General features: G+C 66.7%; 20 protein-coding genes. 1 reads left to right on the top strand and 19 read right to left on the bottom strand.

The window, feature by feature from the left end:
- Positions 1-40: 40 nt before the first annotated feature.
- The 19 genes from IB269_RS23710 to IB269_RS23620 form a co-directional block, all read right to left on the bottom strand.
- Positions 41-289 carry a BolA family protein gene (locus IB269_RS23710; protein ID WP_012207326.1) on the bottom strand — a complete coding sequence of 83 codons (249 nt, stop codon included), beginning with the start codon at positions 287-289 and terminating at the stop codon, positions 41-43.
- A 127-nt stretch (positions 290-416) separates the two neighbouring features.
- The gene (locus tag IB269_RS23705; protein ID WP_012207327.1) at positions 417-1,172 is read right to left on the bottom strand and encodes an ABC transporter permease; all 756 of its coding nucleotides are present in this window, start codon (positions 1,170-1,172) and stop codon (positions 417-419) included.
- Entirely contained in the window at positions 1,169-2,098 is a 930-nt protein-coding gene (locus IB269_RS23700) for an ABC transporter ATP-binding protein (protein WP_013800798.1), read from the bottom strand. Before IB269_RS23700 ends, IB269_RS23705 begins: the two co-directional genes overlap by 4 nt.
- A 73-nt stretch (positions 2,099-2,171) precedes the next feature.
- Positions 2,172-2,453, bottom strand: a complete 282-nt coding sequence (locus IB269_RS23695; protein ID WP_012207329.1) for a lipid asymmetry maintenance protein MlaB — start codon at positions 2,451-2,453, stop codon at positions 2,172-2,174.
- A gap of 20 nt (positions 2,454-2,473) precedes the next feature.
- Positions 2,474-3,115 (bottom strand): phospholipid-binding protein MlaC, encoded by a 642-nt coding sequence (locus tag IB269_RS23690; RefSeq protein WP_065345575.1) that lies wholly within the window; start codon positions 3,113-3,115, stop codon positions 2,474-2,476.
- A gap of 116 nt (positions 3,116-3,231) precedes the next feature.
- Complete coding sequence (locus tag IB269_RS23685; protein ID WP_013800795.1) at positions 3,232-4,035, bottom strand: VacJ family lipoprotein; 804 nt, start codon at positions 4,033-4,035, stop codon at positions 3,232-3,234.
- On the bottom strand, positions 4,032-4,517 hold the full coding sequence (gene mlaD / locus IB269_RS23680) for an outer membrane lipid asymmetry maintenance protein MlaD (protein ID WP_012207332.1): 486 nt from the start codon (positions 4,515-4,517) through the stop codon (positions 4,032-4,034). Before mlaD ends, IB269_RS23685 begins: the two co-directional genes overlap by 4 nt.
- Positions 4,518-4,561: 44 nt before the next feature.
- A complete protein-coding gene (mlaE, locus tag IB269_RS23675; protein WP_180318872.1) occupies positions 4,562-5,344 on the bottom strand; it encodes a lipid asymmetry maintenance ABC transporter permease subunit MlaE in 783 nt (260 codons plus the stop codon).
- Entirely contained in the window at positions 5,341-6,180 is an 840-nt protein-coding gene (locus IB269_RS23670) for an ABC transporter ATP-binding protein (protein ID WP_013800794.1), read from the bottom strand. Before IB269_RS23670 ends, mlaE begins: the two co-directional genes overlap by 4 nt.
- A gap of 218 nt (positions 6,181-6,398) precedes the next feature.
- Positions 6,399-7,187 (bottom strand): amino acid ABC transporter ATP-binding protein, encoded by a 789-nt coding sequence (locus IB269_RS23665; protein ID WP_318652181.1) that lies wholly within the window; start codon positions 7,185-7,187, stop codon positions 6,399-6,401.
- Positions 7,168-7,821, bottom strand: a complete 654-nt coding sequence (locus IB269_RS23660) for an amino acid ABC transporter permease (protein ID WP_012207336.1) — start codon at positions 7,819-7,821, stop codon at positions 7,168-7,170. The genes IB269_RS23665 and IB269_RS23660 overlap by 20 nt, the downstream gene beginning before the upstream one ends.
- Positions 7,822-7,952: 131 nt before the next feature.
- Positions 7,953-8,759, bottom strand: coding sequence for an amino acid ABC transporter substrate-binding protein (locus IB269_RS23655; protein ID WP_012207337.1), 807 nt, complete (start codon positions 8,757-8,759; stop codon positions 7,953-7,955).
- A 208-nt stretch (positions 8,760-8,967) separates the two neighbouring features.
- The gene (gene pelG / locus IB269_RS23650; protein ID WP_012207338.1) at positions 8,968-10,341 is read right to left on the bottom strand and encodes an exopolysaccharide Pel transporter PelG; all 1,374 of its coding nucleotides are present in this window, start codon (positions 10,339-10,341) and stop codon (positions 8,968-8,970) included.
- Positions 10,341-11,897, bottom strand: a complete 1,557-nt coding sequence (gene pelF, locus IB269_RS23645) for a GT4 family glycosyltransferase PelF (RefSeq protein WP_192368477.1) — start codon at positions 11,895-11,897, stop codon at positions 10,341-10,343. The genes pelG and pelF overlap by 1 nt, the downstream gene beginning before the upstream one ends.
- Complete coding sequence (locus IB269_RS23640; protein WP_192368476.1) at positions 11,894-12,916, bottom strand: hypothetical protein; 1,023 nt, start codon at positions 12,914-12,916, stop codon at positions 11,894-11,896. The genes pelF and IB269_RS23640 overlap by 4 nt, the downstream gene beginning before the upstream one ends.
- On the bottom strand, positions 12,909-14,288 hold the full coding sequence (locus IB269_RS23635) for a PelD GGDEF domain-containing protein (RefSeq protein ID WP_065345570.1): 1,380 nt from the start codon (positions 14,286-14,288) through the stop codon (positions 12,909-12,911). Before IB269_RS23635 ends, IB269_RS23640 begins: the two co-directional genes overlap by 8 nt.
- Positions 14,289-14,311: 23 nt before the next feature.
- Positions 14,312-14,863 carry a transporter gene (locus IB269_RS23630; protein ID WP_043822266.1) on the bottom strand — a complete coding sequence of 184 codons (552 nt, stop codon included), beginning with the start codon at positions 14,861-14,863 and terminating at the stop codon, positions 14,312-14,314.
- A gap of 25 nt (positions 14,864-14,888) precedes the next feature.
- A complete protein-coding gene (locus IB269_RS23625) occupies positions 14,889-18,728 on the bottom strand; it encodes a tetratricopeptide repeat protein (RefSeq protein WP_192368475.1) in 3,840 nt (1,279 codons plus the stop codon).
- Entirely contained in the window at positions 18,694-21,531 is a 2,838-nt protein-coding gene (locus IB269_RS23620) for a bifunctional glycoside hydrolase 114/ polysaccharide deacetylase family protein (RefSeq protein WP_192368474.1), read from the bottom strand. The genes IB269_RS23625 and IB269_RS23620 overlap by 35 nt, the downstream gene beginning before the upstream one ends.
- A gap of 234 nt (positions 21,532-21,765) precedes the next feature.
- Here IB269_RS23620 and galE point away from each other — a divergent pair, with 234 nt between their 5' ends.
- Positions 21,766-22,776 (top strand): UDP-glucose 4-epimerase GalE, encoded by a 1,011-nt coding sequence (gene galE, locus IB269_RS23615; RefSeq protein WP_192368473.1) that lies wholly within the window; start codon positions 21,766-21,768, stop codon positions 22,774-22,776.
- The last annotated feature ends 71 nt before the right edge of the window (positions 22,777-22,847 follow it).

Raw genomic sequence — 22,847 nt, 5'->3', positions numbered from 1 at the left:
CGACCGGTGCAGCAGGAGTCTGAAGTGCCTGACCGCCGGCTCAGGCCTGGCCGGCCTGGGCAGCCCACTCGGCGGGCGTATAGGTCTTCATGGACAGGGCATGGACCTCGTCGGTGTGCATGCGCTGGCCCAGCGTGGCGTAGACCAGGCGCTGGCGCTGCAGCAGTCGCTGGCCCTCGAATTGGGCCGAGACGATGGTGGCAAACCAGTGCCGTCCATCACCTTCCAGCGCAATATGTTCGCAAGGCAGGCCGGTGGCGATCAGTTCCTTGAGTTGGTCTGCAGTCATGGGGGAAGCTTTCCTGCCATGCATCGTGGCATGGCCTTGGTTGGCGGCGGCGCCGGGCGCCGGCCGCCTGTTCATGGGTGGATTCAACAATGCGGGCACAGCGCCCGCCGCAGCCTGTGGAAAAACCTCAGCCGCGGATCTTGTAGCCGATGCGCAGCAGGTGCACGGCCAGGGCGCTCACCGCCAGCCAGGCCGAGCCGACGATGGCCAGGCTGACCCAGGGCGACACGTCGCTCTGGCCGAAGAAGCCGTAGCGGAAGCCGTCGATCATGTAGAAAAACGGGTTCAGATGGCTGACTTTTTGCCAAAAAGGTGGCAGCGACTGGATGGAATAGAACACGCCCGACAGGAACGTCATGGGCATGATCAGGAAGTTCTGGAAGGCCGCCATCTGGTCGAACTTGTCCGCCCACAGGCCGGCAATCACGCCCAGCGTGCCCAGCAGCGCCGCGCCCAGCAGGCCGAAGACCAGAATCCACAGCGGCGCCGTGAATTCGGGAATGGCGAAGTACAGCGTGACGATGAAAACGCCCACGCCCACCAGCAGCCCGCGCAGCACCGAAGCGCCCACGTAGGCGCCAAACCACGCCCAGTGCGACAGCGGCGTGAGCAGCACGAAGACCATGGAGCCCATGATCTTGCTCTGCACCAGGCTCGATGAGCTGTTGGCGAAGGCGTTCTGCAGCACGCTCATCATCACCAGGCCGGGGATCAGGAAGGCCGTGTAGCTGATGCGGTCGTAGACCAGCACCCGGCCTTCGAGCACATGGCCGAAGATCAGCAGATAGAGCACGGCCGTGAGCACGGGTGCGGCCACGGTCTGGAAGCTGACCTTCCAGAAACGCAGCACTTCCTTCTTGAGCAGGGTCTGCCAGCCGTTCATGCCGAGGCTCCCTGCGAGGTCTGGCCTTGCTCGTTCATCACGTGGATGAAGACATCCTCCAGATCGGCACGGCGGATTTCCACGTCCTCGGGGACGACGGAGCCCTCGCGCAGCGCGGCGAGCAGGCGCTCGACGTCGCTGGCGTCGTTGGCGGGTATCTGCACGATGCGGCCAGTCACCCGTGCCCGCGCGGCCAGGGCCGGCGGCAAGGCGGTATCGGTCTTGAACTGCAGCACGTTGGAGGAGGCGGACTTGAGCAGATCCGACATGGTCGAGAGCTTGACGATGTTGCCCTGCTTGAGCATGGCCACGCGGCTGCACAGCGCCTCGGCCTCTTCCAGGTAATGGGTGGTGAGCAGCACGGTATGGCCTTCGCGGTTCAGGCGCGCGATGAAATGCCACAGCGTCTGGCGCAGCTCCACGTCCACGCCGGCCGTGGGCTCGTCCAGCACGATGATGGGCGGCTTGTGCACCAGGGCCTGGGCCACCAGCACGCGGCGCTTCATGCCGCCGGACAGCTGGCGCATGTTGGAGTTGGCCTTGTCGGTCAGCCCCAGGCTGTGCAGCAGCTCGTCGATCCAGTCGTCATTGTTCCTGACGCCGAAATAGCCGGACTGAAAGCGCAGCGCCTCGCGCACGTTGAAGAAGGGATCGAAGACCAGCTCCTGCGGCACGATGCCCAGCTTGCGCCGGGCAGCCGAGTAGTCGGCATGCACGTCGCTGCCCTGGACCAGCACGCGGCCGCTGGTGGCGCGCGACAGGCCGGCCAGGATGCTGATCATCGTGGTCTTGCCAGCGCCATTGGGACCGAGCAGGCCGAAGAACTCGCCCTCCTCGATGTCCAGACTCACGTGGTTGAGCGCCTGGAAGGCCCCCTTGGGGGTCTGGTAGGTCTTGGAGATGGATTGGAATGAGACGGCAGACATGCGAGGCGCGATTCTAGGCCCTTGCAGCCAAACCTGCCTTGCAGGGCTCTTTGCAGCGGCGCGCTGCGCCGGCTCAGGAGGGGGAGGATGCGTCTGTCAGCAGCCCGTCGACGCCGTACAGCGCCGCCATGGACTGCAGGCCCTGCGGCAGGCCCACGACCACCAATTGCTTGTCAGCCGCCTTCGCGGTGCGGCGGCAGGCCAGCAGCACGGCCAGGGCGGCCGAGTCGAAGACCTCGACGCCGCTGGCATCGACGCGCACCTGGGCGCCATCGAAGGCCTGCACCTGGGGCCGCAGCTGCACAAGGCAGCTGCGCGCCTGGCGGTAGGTCAGTTCACGGGGGAGCTGCAACATGGCGCGTGCGTCAGCGGCTGTCAGCCCTTGGAGGGCGGCGTGGCCGGCATCTTGCTACGCGTGGCCAGGGTCTCGATCAGGCCGTCGATGCCGCGGGCATTGATTTCCTGGCTGAACTGGTTGCGGTAGGTTTCCACCAGCCACACGCCCAGCACATTCAGGTTGTAGATCTTCCAGCCGTCGCCGGACTTCTCGAGCCGGTAGTCCAACTGCACGGGCTCGCCGCGGCCCAGCACTTCGGTGCGTACCAGCACATCGATGTCGCCGGGCGCAGCACGCACCGGCTTGACATTGATGGTCTGGTTGCTGACCTGGGTCAGCGCGCCCGAATAGGTGCGGATCAGCAGGGCCTTGAACTCGGTCTCCAGCTTCTCGCGCTGTGCAGGCGTGGCCTGGCGCCAGGCCGGGCCCACCGAAGCCGAGGTCATGCGGCGGAAATTCACATAGGGCATGACCTTGTCATTGACCAGCGCATTGACCTTGGAGACATCGCCCTCGCGCAGCGAGGGGTCCTTCTTGATGGTTTCCAGCACGTCGGTGGAGACACGCTTGATCAGCGCATCAGGGGTTTCGTCGGCCGCGTGGACGGGCAGCGCAGCGCCCCAGGTTCCCATGGCCAGCACGGCTGCCGCGGCAGCGCTCCAGGCACGTCGATTGATCATCACTCTTCCTTTCCCAGCAGGGCCTCAATGCCCCGGACCGGGTTGATATTGCACATTTTTCCGGCCGCGCCGTGTCAGGCGCTGACCGTTTTTCATCTCGGGATGTTACGAACTGCTTACTTTGCGCCGTCTTCGGGCGGCAGTTTGCCGGCATCTTCGTCGTAGTCCTCGATGCGGCCGTCATCACCGGACTTGCCACGCCGCAGGTTCAGGTAGACGTCACGCGTCAGGCTGTAGCGGTCAAGGGCGACGGAGTCCAGCGTGTCGGAGGCATTGAGCAGGCGTGCACGCGTATCCACCAGTCGCAGCACATACAGGCTGTTGCGCACGGGGATGTCGTTGATCGCCGTCAGGGGGTTGCCCCAGGCATCCACAGGCAGAGCCGCCGTGTCACGCACCGTGGACGGGCCGAGCAGCGGCAGCACCAGGTACGGCCCCGTGGGCACGCCCCAGCGGCCCAGCGTCTGGCCGAAGTCCTGCTTTTGGCGCTCGATGCCGGCCTCGCTGGCGATGTCGAGCAGTCCGCCCAGACCGAAGACCGTGTTCACCGAGAAGCGCACCATGGAGTTGTAGGCGCCCTCGGCCTGGCCCTGCAGCGCGTTGTTCACGAACGACCAGGCATCGCTCAGGTTGGAGAAGAAGTTGCTCACCCCATCGCGCGCCAGGCGCGGCGTGACATCGCGGTAGGCCGTGGCCACCGGCTTCAGGACGGCGCGGTCCAGCCCGTCATTGAACGAGTACATGCTGCGGTTGAACGGCTCGAACGGATCCTGGGGGTTGCGTGCCTCGCCCGGGGCGGTGGCGCAGCCGGCGAGCAGCGAAGCGGCGGCCAGCGTGCCGAGCATGGCGGCGCGCTGCCAGGAGGCTGCCTGGGCGGCAGGGCGACCCGCGGTCGCCTGTTCATGGTGGTTGGTTGTCATTCTTTGCCTCCTGCACCGGAGCTGCCACCCTGCTCGGCCTTGCCGTAGAGGAACTGTCCGATCAGATTTTCCAGCACAACGGCCGACTGGGTTGCGACGACGCGGTCGCCATCCTTGAGATTGTGGTCATCTGCACCGGCTTCGATGCCGATGTACTGGTCGCCGAGCAGGCCGCTGGTCAGGATCTTCAGGGAGCTGTCCTTGGGAAAGGCGTAGCGGTTTTCCAGGGCCATGGTCACGCTGGCCTGAAAGACCTTGTCGTCGAAGGTGATGGATTCCACGCGACCGACGACAACGCCCGCACTGCGCACGGCTGCCTTGGGCTTGAGTCCGCCGATGTTGTCGAAGCGCGCGGTCAGCGTATAGGTCTTCTGGAAGTTCAGGCTCAGCAGGTTGGCCGACTGCAGCGCCAGGAACACCAGCGCCGCAGCGCCGATCAGCACGAACAGTCCGACCCAGACATCACTCTTGGATTGCTGCATGGTTTGTTTTTCCTTGATTTGCGAGAGGTGGCACCGGTGCCGGGTCAAAGGCTGAACATCGTGGCCGTGAGCAGGAAGTCCAGCCCCAGCACGGCCAGCGAGGCCATCACCACCGTGCGCGTGGTCGCGCGGGACACGCCTTCGGGCGTGGGCTTGGCTGCATAGCCCTGCAGCAGCGCGATGAAGGTCACCGCCACGCCGAACACCAGGCTCTTGAGAACACCGTTGCCCAGGTCATACCACCAGTCCACGCCGTTTTGCATCTGGCCCCAGAAGGCGCCGCCATCGACGCCGATCATGACCACGCCCACCAGCCAGCCGCCGATCACGCCGACGGCACTGAAAACGGCCGCCAGCAGCGGCATGGCGACCAGGCCCGCCACGAAGCGCGGCGCCAGGATGCGGCGCACCGGGTCCACGGCCATCATCTCCATGGCCGACAACTGCTCGCCGGCCTTCATCAGGCCGATCTCGGCCGTCAGCGCCGTGCCGGCACGGCCGGCAAACAGCAGCGCCGTGACGACGGGGCCGAGTTCGCGCACCAGCGACAGCGCCACCAGAAGGCCCAGCGCCTCGGCCGAGCCATAGCGCTGCAGCGTGTAGTAGCCCTGCAGGCCCAGCACGAAACCGACGAACAGGCCGGACACGCCAATGATGGCCAGCGAATAGTTGCCCAGGAAATGGATCTGGTCGCCGATCAGCCGCGGGCGGCCCAGCGCAGGCCCCATGAGGGCGAGCAGGCGGCCGAACAGGCGCGTACCCATGCCCAGCTGCGTCAGCTGTTGGCGTACCGCCGCGCCAATGCGTGCGGGATGCAGCCGGTTCATGCGTGCCTCCTGCCGTTGCTCTTGCCGGAGCTTGCGGGGTTGCCGAAATCTTCCTCGGCGCTCACGCCGGGGTAGTGGAAAGGCACGGGACCGGTGGCCCGTGCGTGGATGAACTGCTGCACCAGCGGGTCGGGATTGGCCCGCACCTCATCTGGCGAGCCCTGGGCGGCGACGCCGCCGTTGCCCAGGATGACCACATGGTCGGCCACGTGGAAGGTTTCCTCCACGTCATGGGACACCAGGATGGAAGTCAGGCCCATGGCGTCGTTGAGTTCGCGGATCAGCTGGGCGGCCGTGCCCAGGGAGATGGGGTCCAGCCCGGCGAAGGGCTCGTCGTACATGATCAGTTCGGGGTCCAGCGCAATGGCCCGCGCCAGCGCCACGCGGCGGGCCATGCCGCCAGAGATCTCGCTGGGCATGAGGTCGCGCGCACCGCGCAGGCCCACGGCATGCAGCTTCATGAGCACGATGTCGCGGACCAGTTCGTCGGGGAGATCGGTGTGCTCGCGCAGCGGGAAGGCCACGTTGTCGAACACGCTCATGTCGGTGAACAGCGCGCCGAACTGGAACAGCATGCCCATGCGCCGGCGCGCGGCGTACAGGCCTGCGGCGTCCATGGTGGTGACGTCCTTGCCATCGAACAATACCTGCCCCTGCTGGGCATGCTGCTGGCCGCCGATCAGGCGAAGCACCGTGGTCTTGCCGCCGCCCGATGCCCCCATCAGGGCCGTGACCTTGCCGCGCGGCACCTGCAGCGACAGGTCGCGCAGGATCACACGTTCGCCATAGCCGAAGGTGACGTTGCGCAACTCCACGAAAGAGGCGGTTGGGATCATGCTGTGGTGCGGTCGATAAATGTTCGCAGGCAAGCCCGCTATTGTGCAGACAGGTGCCGATGCCTGCTCATCACCCCCTGAGATAAACATACATCCGTGTATGTTTCTCAAAAAGTCATGGCAGAAAACGCCATAAAAAAAAGAGCATGCTTCGCTTGCTACACAAGCGTTGCACGCTCTCTGGACCTGGGGAAAGTACGGACTGGACAGATGTTTTTTTACAACATGTTCTGCAGAAATGCCTGGGTCCGGGCGTGCTGCGGCGCTGCAAAAAAGGCTTCCGCCGGGCCTTGCTCGACGATCTCGCCCTTGTCCATGAAGATCACGCGATTGGCCACCTCGCGGGCAAAGCCCATCTCGTGGGTCACGACCAGCATGGTCATGTGCTCCTGGGCCAGCTCGCGCATGGTGCGCAGCACTTCGCCGGTCAGCTCCGGGTCCAACGCGGAGGTGGGCTCGTCGAACAGCAGGATGTCCGGCTCCATGGCCAGTGCCCGGGCGATGGCCACGCGCTGCTTTTGCCCGCCCGACAGGCGGTTGGGATAGGCATCGCGCTTTTCCAGCAGGCCCACCTTGTGGAGCAGCGCCTCGGCCTTGGGCACGATCTGCTCGCGCTTGAGGCCCTTGACGACGATCGGCGCCTCGATGATGTTCTCCAGCACCGTGAGGTGCGGGAACAGGTTGAAGGACTGGAACACCATGCCCATCTTGCGGCCGATCTGGCGGATCTGCGCCTCGGGCACGTAGTGGGCGCGGCCGTCCGCGCCGCTGTCCACCAGCACTTCGCCTTCAACGGCGACACGGCCGCTGTCAATGGTCTCCAGGTGGTTGAGGCAGCGCAAAAAGGTGCTCTTGCCCGATCCCGAGGGACCGATGATGGCCACCACCTCGCCACGCGCCAGCTCCAGCGAAACGCCGCGCAGCACCGGCACGCCGCCAAAGCCCTTGCAGATGTTCTGCGCCGAGATCATGGTCTCAGGCGCGCTATCACGCGTCGTATTTGGCATGGCGTTTTTCTAGGTATTGAAAGATCCAGGTCAACACGAGAGTCATGACCAGATAGAAGCCTGCGGCCACCACGAAGGGCGTGATGGTGAAATCGCGCTGCACGATGCCGCGCGCGGCGCGCAGCAGGTCGTTCAGGGCCAGCACGTAGATGAGCGAGGTGTCCTTGACCAGGGTGATGGTCTCGTTGCTCACAGGCGGGATGATGCGCGCCCACATCTGCGGCAGGATGATGCGGCGCATGGTCTGGCCGTAGCTCATGCCCAGCACCTTGGCACCCTCGTACTGGCCGCGGTCCACGGACTGGATGCCCGCGCGGAAGATTTCGGCGAAGTAGGCGGCGTAGTTCAGCGCGAAGGCGACGACGGCGGCAGGGAAATCGGGCAGGCGCACGCCGATCACGGGCACGAAGGGCAGCGCGAAGTAGATGAACAGCATCTGCAGCATCAGCGGCGTGCCGCGCATCAGCCAGATGTAGCCGCCTACCAGCCGGCTCAGCGCGGGAAAGCGGGAGATGCGCATCAGCGCCAGCGACAGTCCCAGGGGAATGGACAGCGCCAGGGTGATGACGAAGAGCTTGAGGGTGACCAGGGCGCCGGCGGACAGCGGCCCCATGAGCGAGATTACATATTCCATCGAATGGCCTCAGTGCGGTGCGCGGCCCCGCCGGCATCGGCAGGATCCGGGCAGCCACGGGCGCGTGCGTCCCAGAACGCAAAAGACCGGCAATGCCAGGCTGGCCTTGCCGGTCGCATGGTGTGCCGGATTTACTTGATGATGTCCTTGCCGAACCACTTGGAGGCGATTTCGGCGGCCTTGCCGTCCTTCTTCATCTCGGCCAGCGCGGCTTCGAGCTTGCCCAGAACTTCGGTGTCTTCCTTGCGCAGGCCCACGCCGTAGTCCTCGGTGCCGAAGTTGTCCTCGAGCACCAGGTACTCGCCAGCCTTCTTGGCCACGTGGAAGCGCCCCACGACCTCGTCGACCACGACGGCGTCCAGGCGGCCGGCCGACAGGTCCATCAGCGCGGTGATGTTGTCGCCGAAGGTCTTCAGGTCCTTGAAGCTGGCGGCCACGGCGGCGTCCTTCTTGATGGCGTCCACGGCCGAGCTGCCATCCTGCGCGCCCACGACCTTGCCTGCCAGGCCGGCCTTGTCCTTGATGTCGGAGTTGGCGCGCACGATGATGATCTGGTGGTTCTCCATGTAGGGCGCGGTGAAGGCGATGTTCTTCTTGCGCTCTTCGGTGATGGTCAGGCCGTTCCACAGCGCGTCGACGCGCTTGCCGACCAGCTCGGCCTCCTTGGCGCTCCAGTCGATGGGCTTGAAGTCCACTTCCACGTTCATGCGCTTGGCGGCTTCACGCGCCATGTCGATGTCGAAGCCGACGATCTCGTTCTTGTCGTCACGAAAGCCCATGGGCGGGAAGTTGTCGTCCAGGCCGATCACCAACTTGGTCATGGCTGCCGGCACGGGGGCGGCAACCGGCGCGGCGGCGGTCGATGCGGACTCGTTCTTGCCGCAGGCTGCCAGCAGTGCAGACAGGGCCACCATGGCCAAGAGGGTGCGTTTTTTCATGGCTTAAAGCTTTGGAGTGGAAAAAGCGAAAGGCGGCGGCCGCTGCACGCAAGGTGCGCAATCGTTGTAATGAATGGTTCCTTGGCGGAACCTTTGTCTCGGTTGGGTGCCGGCGCCGAATCCCGTATTGTCGCGCAGACCGGCGCCCCCCGCCAACACGCTGGATCAAGACCGTGCAAATCGGCAAATGGCGAGAGATGCCTGCCGGTCACTGCAGCATGAAGGTCTTGTATTCGAGCCGGTTGAGCTCGCGCGAGAGCAGGTACAGCCCCACGCACAGCGTCACCAGCATGGCCAGGCAAAAGCCGTAGCCATAGAACGCGGCGCCCAGCGCCAGCGAGATGCCCGTGAAGGCGATGTTCAGCGCCACCAGCAGCAGGCAGAGCATGAACACGATGCGCCGCTCGTCCAGGTAGAAGAACACGTTGAGCACGGCCATCACACCCACCTGCAAGCCGGCGCCCACCACCTGCACGTGCAGCAGCGGCAGGTACAGCTGGGAGATGCCCAGCAACTGCAGGATGGCCGGCCCGGCCACCAGGGTGACGAGGACGGCCAGCGTCTGCACCTTGGCGATCTCGCCCAGGCCCGCCTGGATGGCGTAGACCATCTCGTTGCGCATGGACTCGATGTATTCCAGCGATCCGCCGCCGCGCACGGCGTCGAAGAACTTGTCGTAGTACTCGACGAAGTCGGTCTCGATGCGCACCAGGAAGACCGCCATGCCCGGAATGATGGACAGGTACGACAGGAACACCGGCAGGTCGTAGATCAGCGAGGCCCTGAGCCCGCCGATGATCTGCTGCGAGGTCGGCGGGTAGTACCAGAACATGAACTTGTCGATCCAGATGCCCAGGTTGTAGAGCACGCCGATGCCGATCAGCGCCGGAAAGATCAGCGAGCGCTGCGTGAAGTCAAAGGCGATCCAGCGCTGCTGCAGCGGAAAGCTGCGCAGCACGATCATCCACATGCCGGCCAGCAGCAGCACGTGGCCGATCACGAAGCTGGCCAGCAACCCTTCCAGCCCCCAGTAGCGCAGCGGCAGCGCCAGCAGCACGATGAGCAGGTAGGTGGCGCCGAACAGCCCGGCAATGGCCCGGTAGTGCTTGAGGCCCGACAGCAGCACGGTCATGACCCAGACCACGCACATCAGCGTGAAGCCGGCCAGCATCAGCACGCGGTACAGCAGGCCCTGGCCCGGCAGCACCACGAACAGCGCCAGCGTGCCCAGCGCGCTGGCCGTGGCCACGACCACCAGCAGCAGGCCATGCAGGTTGGGCAGGATGCTCTCGTCCTTCTTGAGGAACAGCTGGTCCGACACAAAGCGCGTAAAGGCCAGCTGCGCCGCCCCGGTCAGGATCAGGCTGCTGGCCACCAGATAGGTCACCGAGGTCTGGAACTGCGTGACCAGCAGCGGCGGCGCCACCACGCTGACGCTGAACACCCCCACCAGCAGGATGCCGATAATGGAGAACACCCACGGCCCCGAGCCGATGACGCCCGCATAGGCGTAGGCCTGGAGCACGCTGGTCAGCGTGTTCTTGCGCAGCAGGTGGCGCAGTTCGAATCCAATGCCGGCCATCAGTGTTTTTCCTCGGACTGTTGCAGCGCCCTGTCGTAGACCTGCCTGTAGCGCTCGAACAGCAGCCGGTCGGAGTAGTAGCGCTCCACGCGCGCAATCCCGGCCGCGCTGGCGGCCTGCCACTGCGCGGGCGAGCTCAGCAGCTCCAGGCAGGCGTCGGCCAGCGCCTCGGGGTTGGCAATGCCGACCACGCGCCCGCACGAGCCCAGGGCCTGGTCTTGCGGCTCCAGCCCGTCGATGAGCTGGCGGCAGGAACCCACGTCGGTGCTGACCACGGGCACGCCTGCGGCCTGGGCTTCGAGAATCACCAGGGGCAACGCTTCGCTGATGGAAGACAGCACGACCACGCCCACCTTGGGCAGCAGCTCCTCCACCTTCTGCATGCCCAGAAAGCGGATGTTGGCCTGCAGGCCCAGGCTGTCCACGAGGTTCTGGCATTCCTCGGCATAGGCCGGGTCCTCGGCCGTGGGGCCGGCCACCCAGGCCTGGGCCTGGGGCATCCGGTTGACCACGCGGCGCATGGCGCGGATGAAGGTCTTGATGTCCTTGATGGGCACCACGCGGCCGATCAGGCACAGCACGGGCGGCACCTCGGCCGGCCGCTGGGTGCGCAGCGGCGCAAAGCGTTCTATGCGGATGCCGTTGGGGATGCTGACCGTGCGCTCGGCGGCCGCGCCATCGGCCACCTGGCGCAGGCGGTTGTTCTCGTACAGCGCAATGATGGGATCGGCCGCACCATAGCAAAAGCGCCCCATCCAGTCGAAAAACCGTATCCACATCTGCCGGAAGAACGACACTTCCATGGGGTCGCGCTGAAAGATGTTGCGGTTGTCGCGGATCCAGGAGCTTTGCAGCAGGTCGATCTGGCGCTCTTTCGTGTAGATGCCATGCTCGGACAGCACCAGCGGCAGGCCGCGCGCATGGTGCAGCAGTCCGCCCAGAAATCCCGCATAGCCGGTCGAGACGGTATGCAGCACGCGCACCGGGATCAGCCCGTGGGCGATGCGCGCCATCAGCCACAGCGGCTGCAGCATGATGCGCACGGTCCAGAAGAAGTCCACGAACGACGGGTCGGTGCAGTGGCGCCGGTAGCTGTCGCGGATCAGGTCCCAGGCGAATTCGCTGTGCAGGAAATCCTCCAGCGGCAGGCTGCCGCCGGGCTGCAGCTCCAGCGCAATGGAACGCATGGCCGCCAGCACCTTGGCCCGGCTTTCGGCACTGCCGTCGTGCGCCTCCAGCGCGCCCAGGAATTCCCGGGCCTTGGCCAGGGCTTCGGGATGGCCGCGCGAAGGGGCGGGCTGGATATTGGAGTGCAGCGCGTCAAACAGGTAGTGCTGCTCGAAGTGCACCACGTTGGGAGGCAGTGCGTAGCGGAAATCGCCATAGTCCTCGCGCCGGCTGCCCAGGAAGACGATGGCAAAGCGGTGCTCGGGATAGGCCTGCAGGATCTGGTTGACCCAGCTGGACACACCACCGCTGACATAGGGGAAAGTGCCTTCCAGCAGCAGCGCGATGTCCGCATCGGCCGCCGTGGGGAACTGGCTCGCACGGCTCATGAGGCACTCCAGTAGCGGATGCTGGGCTTCAGGCGCGGCAGGGCTTGCTCGATGTCCAGCGAACGCATCAGGGCCTGCGCCTTGGCGAATTCGCGCCGATCGAACAGCAGCTCGGCCTGGTATGGCACGACGCGTGCCGGCTCCATGCCCAGCGCCAGCGAGCGCTCATAGCAGGCCAGCGACTCCACCGCCCTGCCCTGCATGTGCAGCAGCCGGCCACGGCGCAGCAGCAGCAAGGCGTTGTCGGGCCGCTGAGCGAGCACCAGATCGCAGTAGTGCAGGGATTGCTTGATGGCGTGGTCGCGCACATCGCCCTGCGCCACGCCCTGGTAGACCAGCTCCGCGTACAGGTCGGTCAGCGCCCGCGCCGCCTGCAGGCCGCGCGGCCCGTAGGGCGCATCGCCCTCGGACTGGCGGGCATGCTCGAACAGCTGCAGCTCCTGGTGGATGGTCTTGCTGATCTCGCGCTCCTTGGCGTCCAGCATGCTGTAGGCCAGCAGGCGCAGGTCTTCGCTGGAATCGCCCAGCGCCGTGCGCAGCATGGGCGAGGCAATGCGCCCCGGCACGCTGCCCAGCGCCACCATCGCCCGCATGCGCGAGGCGACCGGCACATTGGGATTGGCCAGGAAGGACTGCAGGCCCGCCTGGCGGCGGCTGGTGCTGGCCTGCTGGTGCGGGTCGAAATCAGGCAGCGGCATCACCGGGAAACGCGGGCCGCCACGCGGGCCGCGCTGGGTGTGCAGCGCAATGGTGGCGACCACGGCGCCCAAAATGCCGGCCACCGGCACGGCATAGGCAAACAGCCCCATCAGCGCCACCAGGGCCAGGCGCTGGCGCACCGACTTGGCCGAGGTGGCCAGGAAGGGCGCTAGGCACAGCGCCAGCAGGCCGCTGGCCAGCCCGTGGGCCATGAGATAGCCCAGCAGGGCCGCGTCCGACTGGCTGCGCAGCAGCCACAGGCTGCTCCAGGAGGCGATTTCCGCGGCCAGCGCGCCCAGGGCCAGCTTGAGGTTAAGCATGGCCCTGCCCCATCTGATGGAGCCGTTCCAGCACGCTGCTGGCCGAGCAGCGGTCCAGCAAGATGGTGCGCGGGAAGATGCCCGCATCGGCCAGCGAAGCCACGCCGCGCTGGGCCAGCCAGCCCTCGATGCGGTTCAGGTAGCCCTCGGCCGTGGCGTTGGTGCCCAGTGGCATGAAGATGGCCAGCAGCTGCCGGCCATCGCTTTCCTGCAGCCAGGAGCGGTCCAGCATGCGCTCCAGCCGCATGATCTGCTGGGCCATCTGGGCCTGCACAGCCGAGGGCGACAGCTCCAGCGCCACCACCACGCTGCTCAGGCGCGCGCTGCGGTTCACATGCTCCATGCGCTGCAGCTCGAACGCGAAATGCGGCGGGCAATCGGGATAGGCCTTCAGCAGCGGCGCAGCCAGGCTGTTGGCGGCCACGCTGTCCGTGTAGTAGCCCAGCAGCAGGTTGATGGTCTGCAGCGCCTCTTCCTGCAATGCGAAGAAAGGCATTTCCTCGACCAGCAGCAGGCCGTAGATCTCGCCTTCCAGGTCCAGCATGGGCGCCACGACGATGTACTGCGTCTGCTGGCCCTCCGCCATGCTTTGCGAGACATGGCACAGCACATGGCTGTCCAGCGCCTGGCGCACCAGCGGATCGTGGACATGGATGGGCCGCTCGCCCCCCAGCTGGGCAATGGGCGTGGGGTCCAGCACCTCATTGCGCACGGGCACCAGGCTGGCCACGCTGATCTGGCTGAAGCGCGACAGCAGGTTGAGCAGGCTTTGCGCATCGCCCTCGGCGCCACTGAGGCCGCTGAGCACGTTGATGGCATCGCGCATGGACACGGGGCGGCCTATGAGTTCCTGCTCCAGCCGGTCATGCGACAGGCGCAGCAGGTAATGCTGGCGGATCAGCTGCTCGGTGCGCTGGTCCATGTAGTTCTGCGCCGTGCGCGCGCGGCGTATGCGTGCGCGCCAGAGGCTGGAGATCTCGCCCACGACCATGACCAGGATCAGGCCGCCCAGAAAGTACTGTTCCGGGAACAGCGACAGATCGCGCTGGTTGACGCCCAGCCAGGCCAGCAGCAGCACGCCGGCCGCCGACAGGCCGGCCACCGGCCCGTAGCGCAGGGCCACCACCACGGGCGCCAGCCAGGCCCAGGGGAACTCGGACTCCACCCACAGGGGGTTGTCCGGGTTGGCCCACATGCCGATCAAAACGGCCAGCACCGGCAGCAGCAGCGTCTCGCCCACCACCACCCAGGGCTTGGCGCTCGTCTGCACGAGCAGGCCCAGCGGCGAGCCTCTGAATTCCGCGGCAATGCCGGCGCGGCGCGGTGCAGCGGAATGCGGTGCCGCCTTGGGCGTGCTGGCTTGGTCTGGCATGAAGAGTCGTTCCCTGGATTCGCTTATCGGGCGTTGGCCAGGCCTGTGCCCAGCAGGTTGCGGATCAGCTTCTGGCCCACGGCGGCCAGGGCCTCGCGGCTCCAGCCGCTTTGCGCGCCCGCGCCGCTCCACACGGTGGCGCCGGTGCCCACGTCCACGATCTCCAAGGTCACGCCCACGGCCGGCTCGCCATCCACGCCCACCTTGTAGCGCCATTCGTCCACCGCGCCCGTCAGCGCATAGCGCACGCCTTCGCCGCGCGCCCAGGCCAGGGCGTCGTCGCGGCGCTTGGCCTCGCGGCCGTCGAACAGGGTTTCCTGCAGTGCATCGCCCGTGTAGCGCTTGACCTGGCCCACGCCACGCGCATTGATCAGCGCCGTGGCAATGGCGGCGGCGCGGTTGCCGGCCATGGGCGTTTCGGTGTGGTTCTCGAAGGGCAGCACCGCCCAGCTGGCATTCGTCTCCAGCGCGGGCGCCGTGCCCCGGTCGATGGTCGAGCAGGCAGACAGCAGGCCGACAAGGGCAATACCCGTGAGCACGCGAAGGCGGGAGGCGAAAGTGGTGCGGTGTGTCATGGAGAGGCTCCTTGAAGTCTTCGGATCAGTAGTGGAGGCGGTAGGTCAGCAACAGCTCGCGGGTATTGCCCACGGTGTTGATGCCCGACTTGGACAGATTCAGGCCCAGCGCGAGGTGGTCCGCGCCGAACAGGCTGGTGGCCAGGCCCATGCCCAGCTCGTAGCCCGCGCCGTTGACGCTGTGGTGCGTCAGGGCCAGGCTGGCGTAGGGCCGCAGCGCGCGCGTGTACTGCTGCTCGTAGCCCGTGTTGAACATCATCTGCAGGCCCGAGAAGCGGAAACTGCGCGGCAGCAGATAGTCGATGGTGGGATCGTTGAACGGCGGCAGGTAACCCAGGATGGCCGCATCCCGGCCCTGCAGCAGCGCCGGGTCGTTGCGGCTGTAGCGGTGCCAGGAGGTGAAGGCACCGAACTGCAGGGTGGGCGCCTCGCTGCGGTAGGTGTGCAGGTATTGCAGCGTCGCATGGTTGCCGGAGCCCACGCGTGCGCCGCTTTGCACGCGGTAGCGCTCCGATGCCAGCTCCAGCGTGATCTGGTCCAGGCGCGAGAGCTGGTAGCTGCTGCCCAGCGACACGCGGTCCTTCATGCCGCCCATGCGCATGGCCAGCGTTTCCTGCGTGGCCAGATGCCGGCCCAGTGATGCCTGCAGGCTCCAGCGGCTGTCCACGTTGTAGGTCTGCGTGAACTGCATGGGCGTGTAGCTCTCCAGGCTTTCGCGCCGGCCCAGCATGAATTCGCTGGAGGCCGACTGCGTCTTGCGCGTCAGGCGCAGGCCGATGCCCCGCTCCTGCGAGGGGCCGCGCACCAGGGTATTTTTGTTGACCGTGCGGCGCACGTCCTCGGCATCCAGGTCCAGCGCCCAGCGGGGGTTCAGGCCCACATGCCAGCGCAGCCGGGAGACCTGCTCGTCGATGGCGTCCATGCGGCGGTTGCGCAGTTGCAGGCCGCCGTAGTCGCTGAAGGCCAGCAGCTGCTCGGTCAGCGCCAGGTGCAGGGGATCGTCGTCGGGCTGGTCGGCCATGTTCTCGAAAGCCGCCGTCTGCGCCAGCCGCACATCGCCGACCATGGCTGCCGCGTTGATGCGGTCATAGCGGGGCAGCGCCTCGTCATGGCGCTGCAGCAGCTCCCCGGCCTGGGCCACATCCTTTTCCGCCAGGGCCACCGTGATCTCGGCCCACAGCGGCGAGCTGGTGCTCTTGCTGCGGCTGCGCGCGTACTGCTGCCACAGGTAGCCACGCTCGGCCTGGTACTCGCCGCGCTCCTGCAGCCAGGCAATGGCCAGCTCGGCCGCAGCGGCGGAATGCTCGCGGCGCCCGCCTTCCAGGTCCATGCGCAGCAGCTCGCGCATCAGGGCGAATTCGGCATCGCCCTGGGTATGAAAGAGCATGAGCCGGCTGCGGGCCTGGCGCTGAACCTCGTCCAGCCCCTCGGCCGTCAGCCATTTGCGGGCGGCCAGGGCCGCTGCGCCGTCCTGGGCGCGTGCCCGCACCTTCTCGCGCGTCCACAGCTGCTGCCTCAGGCTCCAGGCCCGATCGGCCTGCTGGTTCTGCTCCAGCGCGTCGGCGTACTGCATCATCCACAGGAAGTCGTCGGCATGCTCGGCGCGGTGCGGCTTCAGATAGCGCTCCAGCGCAACGGCCGGGCGCGACAGCGTCATGTAGGCCGCCGCCAGGGCGCCGTGCATGTCGGCATCGCGCGCCCAGACAGGCTCGGCCGCCGCCAGCAGCAGCTTGAGGGCCGCCGCATTCTGCGTGTCGATCAGCAGCCACATCAGGCCCTGGCGCAGCGGCGTGGAGCCGGGGTCCAGCGCCAGGCCCTTCTCGAAGGCCTCCATGGCCTTTTTCGATTGCGCCGTGCGCTGGTAGTAGGCGCCCAGTATCTGGAAGAAGGTGGGCTGGCCCTGCAGGCGCTTGACCAGGGCCGGGTCGGCCAAGATGCGTTCGACCTGGCTGCCGATCTGGGTCCAGTCCTCAAGATCCTCCAGCAGGTAGAAGGCCTGCGTCAGATGGCGCACGTCATGGAACTGCTCCCAGGCGTGCAGGGACATCCGGGCCGCCTCGCGCCGGTCGGCGCGCTGCAGCAGGCGTATCACCTCGTCGTAGTCGCTGATGCCGGCGTGCGGCGTCTGCAGCAGGCGGCGGTAGGCCTTCAGCGTCAGTGCTTCCTGGCGCTGGTCCTGGGCCAGGTCGCCCAGCAGGCGCCAGTACTCGCCCTCGTCCTGCATGCCGGCGGGAATGCGCGTCTGCGCATCCTCCAGCCAGCGCAGGCCCAGGGCCGGCTCGCCCTGCAGCAGCGCGAGCACGGCGGCGGGCATGACATGGGCCGGCGTGCGCTGCTCGGGATCGCTGAGCACGCGTTTCCATGCCTGCAGCGCCAGCGGCGAACGGCCTGCGCGCTCGGCCAGCTGGGCCAGCAGAATCTGCGACTGCGGCGTGCTGCCGTGCTTTTGCAGATAGTCGATGGCCTCGCCGGGCTCGGCCTGGCGCTCGTAGGCCTGGACCAGCGCCTGCTGCAGCGCGGCATCCTGGGGACGGCGGCTCAACTGGTGGCGCAGGCCGGCAATCAGGGCGCGGTCGTCGAACAGGCCCGGCGCCAGGCGCATCACCGTCTTCCAGGCATCCTCGCGCCCCGTGTTCTGCGCAATGACCAGCCAACTGTCCAGGGCCTGCTGCTGCTGTCCCATCCATTCGGACACCTGGGCCAGGCGTTCGCGCCAGGCCATGTCCTGCGGCGCCTGGCGCACGGCGGCCGTGGCCACGCGCCAGGCATCTTCCAGGTTGCGGTTTTCGAGGAATACCTCGTAGCCCAGCAGGTAGGTCTTGTCGTCAAAGGGCAGGCCCGGCGGCGGCTTGCGCACGGGATCGGCCGTGCGCAGCATGCGCCAGCCCGGCGCGGTCCAGCCCACGGGCTGCAGCGCCCAGGCGCCGTCGTCGGCAACCGGGTCCGGACCGGCGCCCGAAGCCCCGGCCACCTGCGTTTGCCACTGCTGCAGCAGCGACAGCTGCAGCAGCCGCTTGGCATAGCGCTCGGCCTCGGCCCGGTTGCCGGCCGCACGCGCCAGGCCGATGAGCTTTCGCAGCGTCTCGGGGTCGCTGACCAGCAGTTCTTCCTGCTGGCGCGCCAGTGCCAGCGCTTCGTTGGCACGGTTGCCGGACTGCAGCACCTGCAGGGCCTGCCAGAGATAGGCCCGCGACTGCTGGACGTCCTCGGTCGTGGCGCTGGCCTGGCGCAGCAGCCGGGCCGATTCCTCGTACAGGGACATGCCCAGCGCCTGCCGCGCTGCGGATTCATAGACCTGCGCCTTGCGCGCGGGATCGGCCTGGCGGCCTGCCACGTCGTCGTAGATGCCCAGGGCCAGCGGTGCGTCCTTGAGCACCAGCGCCGACGAGGCCAGGTACAGCGCCTGCTCCTGGGTCAGCCCCTGCAGCGGCACGTCCTTCAACGCCTGCATCACCTGCGGCGCCAGCACCTCGGCCTGGCCGCCCGCGCGGTGGTCCTGCTTTTGCGCCTCCAGATAGCCCTGGTAGGCGGCCTGCCAGTGGTCCCAGGCCTGGACGGCTGCGCTGGGCAGTGCCTGCTTGGCCGCCTCTTCCCGCGCCAGCTTGATGGCCTGCAGGCGCTCTTCCTTGGCCTTGAGCAGGGCGCGCAGGTTCTCGTTGCCGGGATCGCTCTTGAGCAGGTTGCTCAGGTAGTTGTAGGACAGCTCGGAGTCATCTCCGGTGACAGAGAGCCGGCGCTCCAGATCCTGCTTGGGAAACAGCATCCACAGGGCGCCACCGATCAGTACCGCCAGCAGCGCGATCAGCCAGAAGGGAACCGTGATGGGGCGCTCAGAGCCCCCGGCATTGCGCTTGGAGTTCGACACTGTTTTGGGTACTTCTGAAGGAACGAAGGTTGGCGTTGCCGGTATCGGCACCCGCCACGGCAAGGAGGGGCGTGGCGGCGTTCGAGGAACTCAGCGAACAGCCGGCAGGCAGGTACATGCGCAGCTCCAGCGGCACATGGCCCTGCAGGGCGAAGCGCACACCGCCGTCGGCCTGGGGCTGCCATTGCGTGAGCCGGGCATTGGCATCCACCAGATAGGGGCGCGCCGCGTGGGCGGCCGCGCCTGCAGCGTCCTGTTGCGTCTGTTGCGTCTGTTGCACCAGGTATCCGGCGCTGCCGGCCAGGTGCAGGTAGCTGCCGTCTGCCCCCTTGGCATAGCCGGCAATGCCGCTGCTGGCAGCCATGGAAGGCAGGGCCATGCCGGGCGGCATGCGCAGTGTGCGCAGCTGGCCCGGACCCCGCAGGCGCCAGCCCTGCGCGTCGCGGCCAATGGCGAATTCGTAGAAATCCTGCACCTTGCGGATGTACTCGGAGCTGTAGACCGGGTTCAGCCGCTGCGCCAGCGCCCACTGGTAGATCCTGTGCAACGCCTTGATGCTGGCCTGCTTGCTGGCGGAGTAGGAGTGGTAGTAGATGTCCACGGCCTTCAGGCGCCGGGGAGCCTCGGTCATCTCGAAGGTCTCGATGACCCGCTCGAAGCCGTAGAACGGCCCGTGCCAGAGGTTGGTGTAGATGTTCTCGTTGGTGACGGGCGCATAGATCTGCAGGTGGCCGCCCTTGCGCAGACCCCAGCTGCGCACCTCGGTGAGCGAGGGATTGCTGCGCGTGATGGCCGTGTCGCCACCATTCATGTTGAGCAGGCCGGCGGCATCGGAGATGGCCAGGGCCTCGGCGCTGGGCGCCGTGTTGCCGGTCCACAGGAACACGTCCACCGGCTTGCCGGGCGGCGCCAGGCGCTTGCGGATGTAGTCGACCGAGCCATTGATCTCCCGGTTCATGTCCATCTGGTAGCCGGGGATGTGGAGGTTGAGGTTCACCTCCTTGCTGTCATCCCCGTCGGGCGCTGCCCCGGGCTCCCAGAAGAAGGGATGGGAATAGGAATGGCTGGCGATCTCGACATGGGGCATGGCGAAGATGCGCTTGGCAATGCCCTCCAGCTGGTCGGCCCACTGCGGATACAGGCCCTGCGGCGAGACTTCGGCCTCGATGACCGAGATGGTGTGCGGAATCCTGTAGCGCTCCAGAATCTCGCGGCGCAGCACTTCGCCCGCGAAGGGCGTGCCCGGCAACTCGGCCTTGGAGGGAAAGCCGTCCCCGTCCACATGGGCCAGCAGCAGGCGGCGGCCGTTCTCGGTGGTGACGTCGGGCGCCGGAAAGTCCTGGAGGCGCAGCGCCTCGCGCAACAGCGCGAAGGGGTCGATCACCCAGCGCGACTGGTCGGTGCCCGGCATGCCCACCACCACATAGGGCATGAGAGCAAAGCCGCCCCAGGGCGTGATGGCGGCTGACACGAAGCGGCGCCCCCGCTTGTCGTCGAAGGACAGCAGCTCGCGGCTGCCCTTGGCCATCTGCGGTGTGAACTCCCAGCCCTCGTAGTCATGCGCGGGCTCGGCCGGCTGTATCTCGAAACCCATGAGCGGCGCCTGCTCGGCGCGCCGCAGCGGGAACACGGGTGCTGCTTCCGTGCTGCGCGTGCCCAGAGCGGCCGACATGGTGCGGTCCTGGGACAGGCCCAGCGTATTGAGCACCAGCAGCGGCATGCCCTGCTGCACCTGGTTGGCCAGCCACTGCCGCACGCTTTTGGCCCGCATATCGGGCACCGCGCCGCCGAACCAGCTCACCACACCGGCATAGCGGTCACGTGCCACGCCTTCGGGCAGGGGCTCGCGCACATCGGCGTAGTCGGCAACGTAGCCCATGTAGTTGATGGGCATTTCCAGAAAGCGGTGCGCCGATGCGCCGTTGATGGACGGATAGTCGGCACCGTTGTAGAGGATCAACACCCTGCGTGCCACCGCCTCCACCTGGCCTATGCCCAGGGTCTGCAGGCCTGCATCCGACACCCAGGGGATGATGCCCAGCTGCGCAATGCGGCGGGCCGTCTCGCGCGTGGCGTCGCGGTCATGCGGGGCCACGTAGTCGATGGACAGCACCGGCAGGCGGTCACGCTCGCGGATGGTCTGCAGTTGCTGCAGCAGCCATTCACGGTCTTTCTCGGGCACGTTCACATAGCGTTTGAGGCTGGCATCCCAGCCCCGCAACAGCGACTCCGCCGCCACCATCTGCACCTTGTCGCGCACGCGCGGCACGATCTCGAAGCCCCGATTCAGGATCAGGCGGATGCCGGGGTAGCGCTGGTGCAGCGTCTCGATGACGCGCACCAGGCCGTCCTGCTGGGCCTTTTCGTCGAAATTCGCGGCCAGGCGGTAGGAGTCCAGCGTGTCCAGGAAGAAGCCGCGAAAGCCCTGCTTCCACAGCGGTGCGATCACCTCGTCGGCAAAGAAAGCGGGCCACTGGGCAGGCGTCTGGTCCAGGACGATGGACTGCCAGGCGCCATTGCGCGCCATCTTCCAAGCCTCGGGAATCTTGCCGAAGTAGGCGCGCTCGGGCAGCACCTCGGCCACGGAAGCGTAGGCATACAGTTCGCTGCCCGGGGCCTGCTTGCGGAACCGGACCGGGTCATAGCCATGGCCCGGCTCCACGACGGCAATGTCGTAGAGGCTCAATTCACTGAGCGATGCCTTGTTCCCGTAATAGACAGCCACCGCGGGTTCGGCAGCCTGCACCACCCAGCCGCACAGCAACCCCCAGCAGACAAGGCAGCTTCGCAGGAAACCGTTCACGGCCTTCTCCTCGGGGCGTGGTGATGCCCCATCAATTCATAGTTTTTATGCATCAAATTTCCTAGCAATTTGATGAAAGCTATCGTCAATTCGACGAAATGCGGGCCGAGCATAACGTTGTTTGTCTACAAACGTGTTTTCTTCCTACTTTTGTGCTCAGCGCACTTGAACCCGGGGAGAAGCTGGGTTATTGCGATACTAGGCACGCCAAAAAATCACCAATGAGAGGTATTCATGATCCTGGTCACAGGCGGCGCCGGCTTCATCGGCTCCCACACCTGCGTGGAGCTGGCCGCCGCAGGCGAGCCCTACCTGATCTACGACAACTTCAGCAACAGCAGCGCCGACGTGCTCGACCGCATGGAACGCATCACGGGCCGGCGCCCGCTGTGCGTCGAGGGTGACGTGCGCGACCGCGCCGCGCTGGACCGGCTGTTTGCCGAGCACTCCATCCGCGAAGTGATCCACTTCGCCGCGCTCAAGGCCGTGGGCGAGTCCGTGGCCCAGCCGCTGCGCTACTACGAACACAACGTGGGCGGCACGGTGGCCCTGCTGCAGGCCATGCGGACGGCGGGCGTGCGCAGCCTGGTGTTCTCCTCCTCGGCCACGGTCTACGGCGATCCGGCCAGCCTGCCGATCCGCGAAGACTTTCCGCTGTCCGCCACCAACCCCTACGGCCGCAGCAAGCTGTGGATCGAGGAAATGCTGGCCGACCTGGACCGGGCCGAGCCCGGCCAGTGGAGCCTGGCAAGGCTGCGCTACTTCAACCCCGTGGGCGCCCATGAAAGCGGCCTGATCGGCGAGGACCCGCGCGACATCCCCAACAACCTCATGCCCTATGTGTCGCAGGTCGCCATCGGCCAGCGCCAGCAGCTCAGTGTCTATGGCGATGACTATGCGACGCCGGACGGCACGGGCGTGCGCGACTACATCCACGTCACCGACCTGGCGCGCGGCCACCTGGCGGCGCTGCGCTATCTGCGCGAGCAGCAGGGCCTGCTGACCGTGAACCTGGGCACGGGGCGCCCGGTCTCGGTGCTTGAGATGGTCAAGGCCTTCGAGCGCGCCAGCGGCCGCCCCGTGCCCTACCAGATCGTGGCGCGCCGCCCCGGCGACGTGGCCCAGTGCTGGGCCGACCCCGCCGAGGCCGAGCGGCTGCTGGGCTGGAAGGCCATGCTGGACCTGGACCGCATGTGCGAGGACGCATGGCGTTGGCAAAGCCAGGCCGCAGGCCTCAAGCGCTGAACCCCGCAGCGCCTGCGGGCGCCGAGGGCGTGGTATCTTTTCGCCCTTGTTTCACGCCCTAGCCACGAGTC

The sequence above is a fragment of the Delftia sp. DLF01 genome (genome assembly GCF_014852125.1).
Lineage (GTDB): Bacteria > Pseudomonadota > Gammaproteobacteria > Burkholderiales > Burkholderiaceae_C > Comamonas > Comamonas acidovorans.
Note: the sequence above shows the minus strand (reverse complement) of the source record. Positions and strands in the feature narration are given on the sequence as shown.

What these genes read in the sequence shown, in the direction of transcription:
- IB269_RS23710 (WP_012207326.1), bottom strand. Translation starts at nt 289, where the DNA reads ATGACTGCAGACCAACTCAAGGAACTGATCGCCACCGGCCTGCCTTGC.
- IB269_RS23705 (WP_012207327.1), bottom strand. Translation starts at nt 1,172, where the DNA reads ATGAACGGCTGGCAGACCCTGCTCAAGAAGGAAGTGCTGCGTTTCTGG.
- IB269_RS23700 (WP_013800798.1), bottom strand. Translation starts at nt 2,098, where the DNA reads ATGTCTGCCGTCTCATTCCAATCCATCTCCAAGACCTACCAGACCCCC.
- IB269_RS23695 (WP_012207329.1), bottom strand. Translation starts at nt 2,453, where the DNA reads ATGTTGCAGCTCCCCCGTGAACTGACCTACCGCCAGGCGCGCAGCTGC.
- IB269_RS23690 (WP_065345575.1), bottom strand. Translation starts at nt 3,115, where the DNA reads ATGATCAATCGACGTGCCTGGAGCGCTGCCGCGGCAGCCGTGCTGGCC.
- IB269_RS23685 (WP_013800795.1), bottom strand. Translation starts at nt 4,035, where the DNA reads ATGACAACCAACCACCATGAACAGGCGACCGCGGGTCGCCCTGCCGCC.
- mlaD (WP_012207332.1), bottom strand. Translation starts at nt 4,517, where the DNA reads ATGCAGCAATCCAAGAGTGATGTCTGGGTCGGACTGTTCGTGCTGATC.
- mlaE (WP_180318872.1), bottom strand. Translation starts at nt 5,344, where the DNA reads ATGAACCGGCTGCATCCCGCACGCATTGGCGCGGCGGTACGCCAACAG.
- IB269_RS23670 (WP_013800794.1), bottom strand. Translation starts at nt 6,180, where the DNA reads ATGATCCCAACCGCCTCTTTCGTGGAGTTGCGCAACGTCACCTTCGGC.
- IB269_RS23665 (WP_318652181.1), bottom strand. Translation starts at nt 7,187, where the DNA reads ATGCCAAATACGACGCGTGATAGCGCGCCTGAGACCATGATCTCGGCG.
- IB269_RS23660 (WP_012207336.1), bottom strand. Translation starts at nt 7,821, where the DNA reads ATGGAATATGTAATCTCGCTCATGGGGCCGCTGTCCGCCGGCGCCCTG.
- IB269_RS23655 (WP_012207337.1), bottom strand. Translation starts at nt 8,759, where the DNA reads ATGAAAAAACGCACCCTCTTGGCCATGGTGGCCCTGTCTGCACTGCTG.
- pelG (WP_012207338.1), bottom strand. Translation starts at nt 10,341, where the DNA reads ATGGCCGGCATTGGATTCGAACTGCGCCACCTGCTGCGCAAGAACACG.
- pelF (WP_192368477.1), bottom strand. Translation starts at nt 11,897, where the DNA reads ATGAGCCGTGCGAGCCAGTTCCCCACGGCGGCCGATGCGGACATCGCG.
- IB269_RS23640 (WP_192368476.1), bottom strand. Translation starts at nt 12,916, where the DNA reads ATGCTTAACCTCAAGCTGGCCCTGGGCGCGCTGGCCGCGGAAATCGCC.
- IB269_RS23635 (WP_065345570.1), bottom strand. Translation starts at nt 14,288, where the DNA reads ATGCCAGACCAAGCCAGCACGCCCAAGGCGGCACCGCATTCCGCTGCA.
- IB269_RS23630 (WP_043822266.1), bottom strand. Translation starts at nt 14,863, where the DNA reads ATGACACACCGCACCACTTTCGCCTCCCGCCTTCGCGTGCTCACGGGT.
- galE (WP_192368473.1), top strand. Translation starts at nt 21,766, where the DNA reads ATGATCCTGGTCACAGGCGGCGCCGGCTTCATCGGCTCCCACACCTGC.